This window comes from Arthrobacter sp. Y3223164, from assembly GCF_059091005.1.
In genome coordinates, this window is record NZ_JBNHGF010000258.1 from 1 (window position 1) to 4,150 (window position 4,150).

Annotated in this window: 4 protein-coding genes; 2 read left to right on the forward strand and 2 right to left on the reverse strand. The window is 67.7% G+C overall.

Annotation, left to right across the window (positions count from 1 at the left end):
- Positions 1 to 95 precede the first annotated feature (95 nt).
- Together AC5RUJ_RS12125 and AC5RUJ_RS12130 are read right to left on the reverse strand one after the other, a co-directional pair.
- The gene (locus AC5RUJ_RS12125) at positions 96 to 734 is read right to left on the reverse strand and encodes a potassium channel family protein (protein ID WP_494001300.1); all 639 of its coding nucleotides are present in this window, start codon (positions 732 to 734) and stop codon (positions 96 to 98) included.
- A 40-nt stretch (positions 735 to 774) separates the two neighbouring features.
- Positions 775 to 2,187 (reverse strand): TrkH family potassium uptake protein, encoded by a 1,413-nt coding sequence (locus AC5RUJ_RS12130; protein ID WP_494000638.1) that lies wholly within the window; start codon positions 2,185 to 2,187, stop codon positions 775 to 777.
- 124 nt (positions 2,188 to 2,311) lie between these two features.
- Between AC5RUJ_RS12130 and AC5RUJ_RS12135 the strand changes: the two genes are divergently transcribed.
- Together AC5RUJ_RS12135 and AC5RUJ_RS12140 are read left to right on the forward strand one after the other, a co-directional pair.
- Positions 2,312 to 3,514, forward strand: coding sequence for an acetoin utilization protein AcuC (locus AC5RUJ_RS12135; protein ID WP_494025358.1), 1,203 nt, complete (start codon positions 2,312 to 2,314; stop codon positions 3,512 to 3,514).
- A 170-nt stretch (positions 3,515 to 3,684) separates the two neighbouring features.
- Positions 3,685 to 4,150: ArsR/SmtB family transcription factor (locus AC5RUJ_RS12140; RefSeq protein WP_494155912.1), on the forward strand; the 466-nt coding region annotated here is incomplete at its 3' end.

Genomic DNA, 4,150 nt, shown 5'->3' on the forward strand with positions numbered 1-4,150 from the left:
CGAACGGGCGGCCGAACTGTCGCGCGAGCTGGCCTGAGCCCTAAGGCGGCCTGGGTCCGCTGGACTTGCGGGCTGCCCCGCTACGGGCGGCCCCCCTACGGGCGGGCCGCGAAACGCTCCAGCAGGTCCACGTGCCCGGAGACGATCAGCATGTCGCGGCTGGAGACCTTGGTTTCGGGCCGCGCATAGGTGAAGTCTTCGCCGGGCGACTTCACGCCCACCACCGTGACGCCGTACCTGGAGCGCACCTGCGACTCACCCAGCGTGAAGCCCTGGGTCTCCTTCGGCGGGTACATCTTGACGATGGCGAAACCGTCGTCGAACTCGATGAAGTCCAGCATCCGGCCGCCCACCAGGTGCGCGGCGCGGCGGCCGGCGTCGGCCTCCGGGTAGATGACATGGTTGGCGCCGATGCGCGAGAGGATCTTGCCGTGCGACGGTGTGATGGCCTTGACCCAGAGGTGCTCGATGCCCAGGTCCACCAGGTTCACGGTGATCAGCACCGAGGACTCGATCGAGGTGCCGACACCGACGACGGCGGAGCTGAACTCCTGGGCGCCCAGTTGGCGCAGCGCGTCGATGTTCGTGGCGTCGGCCTCCACCACGTGGGTCAACTGCCCCGACCACTTCTGCACCAGGGCCGGATCACGTTCGATCGCCAGCACCTCGCGGCCCTGCTTGACCAGTTGTTCCGCGGTCGAGGAACCGAAGCGGCCCAGACCGACCACCAGCACGGGGGCGTTGTGGGCGGGACGTCTGTTCGATGCGGACTTGTCAGCCAATGATGGGCCTCTCTTCAGGGTAGTGGAACAGCTGGCGGCGCTCGCGCAGCGCCAGGGCGGCGGCCAACGTAATGGTGCCGACGCGGCCGGCGAACATCAGGGCGCAGAGCACATATTTGCCCTCGGGCGGCAGCTCGGCGCTCAGGTTGGTGCTCAGCCCGACGGTGGCGAACGCGGAAATGACCTCGAACAGCACTCGGTCCAGGCTTTCGCCGGTGAGGGCCAGCAGCAGGCCGGCGGCGAAGGCCACCAACGTGGCACCCATGACGATCACCGAGATGGCCACCCGCATGGCGCCTTCGGGGATGGTCCGGCCATGGACCTTCACGTCCCGGTCGCCGCGGGCCTCGGCTGCGATGGCCAGGAACACGATCGCGATGGTCGTGACCTTGATGCCGCCCGCGGTCGAGGCGGAACCGCCGCCGGCGAACATCAGGGCATCGGAAAAGAGCATGGTGGACGGCTCGATGTCGTTCATGTCCACCAGGTTGAAGCCGAGCGAGCGGGTCATCACGGACGCGAACGTTGCGTGCAGGACCTTGTCCCAGGTGCTCATGCCGCCCAGGGTCTCCGGGTTACTCCACTCCATGGCGCCCCAGACCAGGGCGCCTACCACCAGCAGGATCAGGGACACCTCGACCGTGAGCTTGGTGTGCAGGTTCCATTTGCTGAAGCGCCAACCGCGCTCCAGAAGCACCATGACCACCGGGAACCCGAGGCTGCCCAGGAAACCGCCGACCATCAGCGGCAGCAGGATCCACTCATCGGTCTCGTAGGGGACCAGGCCATCGGAGTGCGGGGTGAACCCCGCATTGTTGAACGCCGAGATGGCATAGAAGATGCCGTGCCAGGCGGCCTGGGGAAAGGATTCGCCGAGCATCAGGAAACGGGGGATCAGCACCAGGGCGAGCACCACCTCGATGATCACCGAGGTGGTGATCACGATCCGCAGCAGCGCGCCGACCTCGCCCAGGCGGCCCGCGTTGCTCATGGCGGACTGGGCGATCAGCTTGCCGCGCACGCCCAGCCGCTTGCTCACCATGAGCGCCAGCAGCGAGGCCAGCGTCAGCGTGCCCAGGCCGCCGATGAAGATGCCCAGCAGGATCACGGCCTGGCCGAGGAAGGTCCAGTGGCCGGCGGTGGACACCACGGTCAAGCCCGTGACGCAGACCGCCGAGACTGCCGTGAAGAAGGCGTCGTGCAGCGGCGTGATGACCCCGTCCCGGGCCGCGGCGGGCAAGGACAGCAGCCCGGTGAAGACCAGGATCACCGCCACGTAGACGATCAGCGCCAGCCGTGCCGGGGAACTGTTGGCAACGCTGTCCACGAAGTCGCGGAGCGTGCGCAAAAGCGAGAATCGTTCGTGTTCCCGCCCGGCTAGCCATGACGGCTGCTGTCTGGTCATCCCGATCGCTTCTGTCCGGCTCCGAAATCGCTGACTTGCTCCTTGCAGTAGTAAATCATCAATTGATCGCACGGGGCGCGGGAAGAATGCGCGTGCACCGGTGCTTTCGCGTAGCCTGTCTGTGATGTCAGCGACCCCAGTTCCCGCGGTTCCCACTCTGGCGGTGTGGAGTGAATCCGTCTTGGCCTACAATTTCGGCGCGCATCATCCCATGTCCCCGATCCGGCTGGACCTGACGGCCAGGCTGGCTGACGAATTCGCCATCTTCCACCGCCCGAACGTCACGTTGGCCGCAGCCGAAATCGCCGGTGACGCGGCGCTGCAGACCGTGCACGACCCGGCCTACGTGGCCGCGGTGAAGGCGGTCAGCGAAGACCCGGACGCCATCGACGACGAGCGCGGCCTGGGCACCGAAGACGATCCGGTGTTTCCAGGCATGCACACCGCCAGCGCCCGAATCGCCGGGGCCTCGCTGCAGTCCGCGGCCGCGATCCTGGACGGCTCGGCGCTGCATGCGGTGAACTTCGCCGGCGGCATGCATCACGCCGCGCGCGGCAAGGCCAGCGGGTTCTGCATCTACAACGACTGCGCCCTGGCCATCCAGCACCTGCTGGATAACGGCGTGCAGAGGGTCGCGTACGTCGACGTCGACGCGCACCACGGCGACGGCGTCCAGTCGATCTTCTACAACGACCCGCGGGTGCTGACCATCTCCCTGCATGAAACCGGCACCCACCTGTTCCCGGGGACGGGCTTCGCGAACGAGAGCGGGGGCCCGGAGGCACCGGGCAGTTCCGTCAACGTCGCCATGCCGCCCCGCTCCGGCGACGCGGCCTTCCTGCGGGCCTTCCACGCGGTGGTGCCGCAGCTGGTCAGGGCCTTCGCCCCCGAAGTGATCGTCAGCCAGCACGGCTGCGACAACCATGCCCGCGACCTGCTGAGCAGCCTCCGGCTGAGCGTGGACGCCCAGCGGCAAATGATGCTGGACACGGCCGACCTGGCGCGCGAGGTCTGCGGCGACCGCTGGATCGCTACGGGCGGCGGCGGCTACGACGTCTTCAATGTGGTGCCGCGGTCCTGGACGCACATGCTCGCCATTGTTTCCGGCCGGGCCATTCCGTTGCACAGCGAGGTGCCGCAGTCCTGGCATGACTACGTCGAGGTGCGGTACGGCCAGCAGGCACCGCTGTACATGGGCGACGACGCCGACCTGTGGTGGCGCTCGTGGGAGGTCGGCTATGACCCCAACGACGGCGTGGACCGCACCGTGATGGCCACCCGCAAGGAAATTTTCCCCTACCACGGGCTCGATCCCTGGTTCGACTAGGCCGTTACTGGGTTCGCCAAGCCCCCAGCGGATGGGGCGGCAGACCCTGGCCGGGCGGCCGCGCCAGACGCAGTCGTCCACCGAACCCGGTATCGAGATTCTGCCCTGCCCGGCGCCGGGACCAACGCCGGGGGTGTGCCCCGGAGCATATATGCGGTTAGGGTAATGCAATGGCCATCGATGATGTCTTTGCAGTGATTGCCGAAGGTACCCGCCGGGACATACTCGGGTCGCTCCGTGACGGCGACAAGGCGGTTGGCGAACTGGTCGAAGAGCTGGAGGTGAGCCAGCCGACCGTCTCCAAGCACCTGAAGGTGCTGCGCGAAGCCGGACTCGTGTCCATGCGCGCCCAGGGCCAGAAGCGCTACTACTCGCTGCAGACCGGGCCGCTGCAGCATGTGGCCGACTGGATCATCGGGTTCGGGGTCGATGTCCTGCCCGCCGCCGAGGCGGGGCCGGTGTCGCCCGCGGTGGCAGCCGCCGTCGTCGCCCCGCAGGAACCCGCGCATGCGGTGACGGGGCGGAGCCTCGAGGTTCCGGTTCCCGCCAACCTCAGCCGCTCCCTCGGCCAGGCGGCCAACAAGGCGACGACCAAGGCCGCGGACATCTTCGCGCATCTGCCCAAACTGCCGCGCC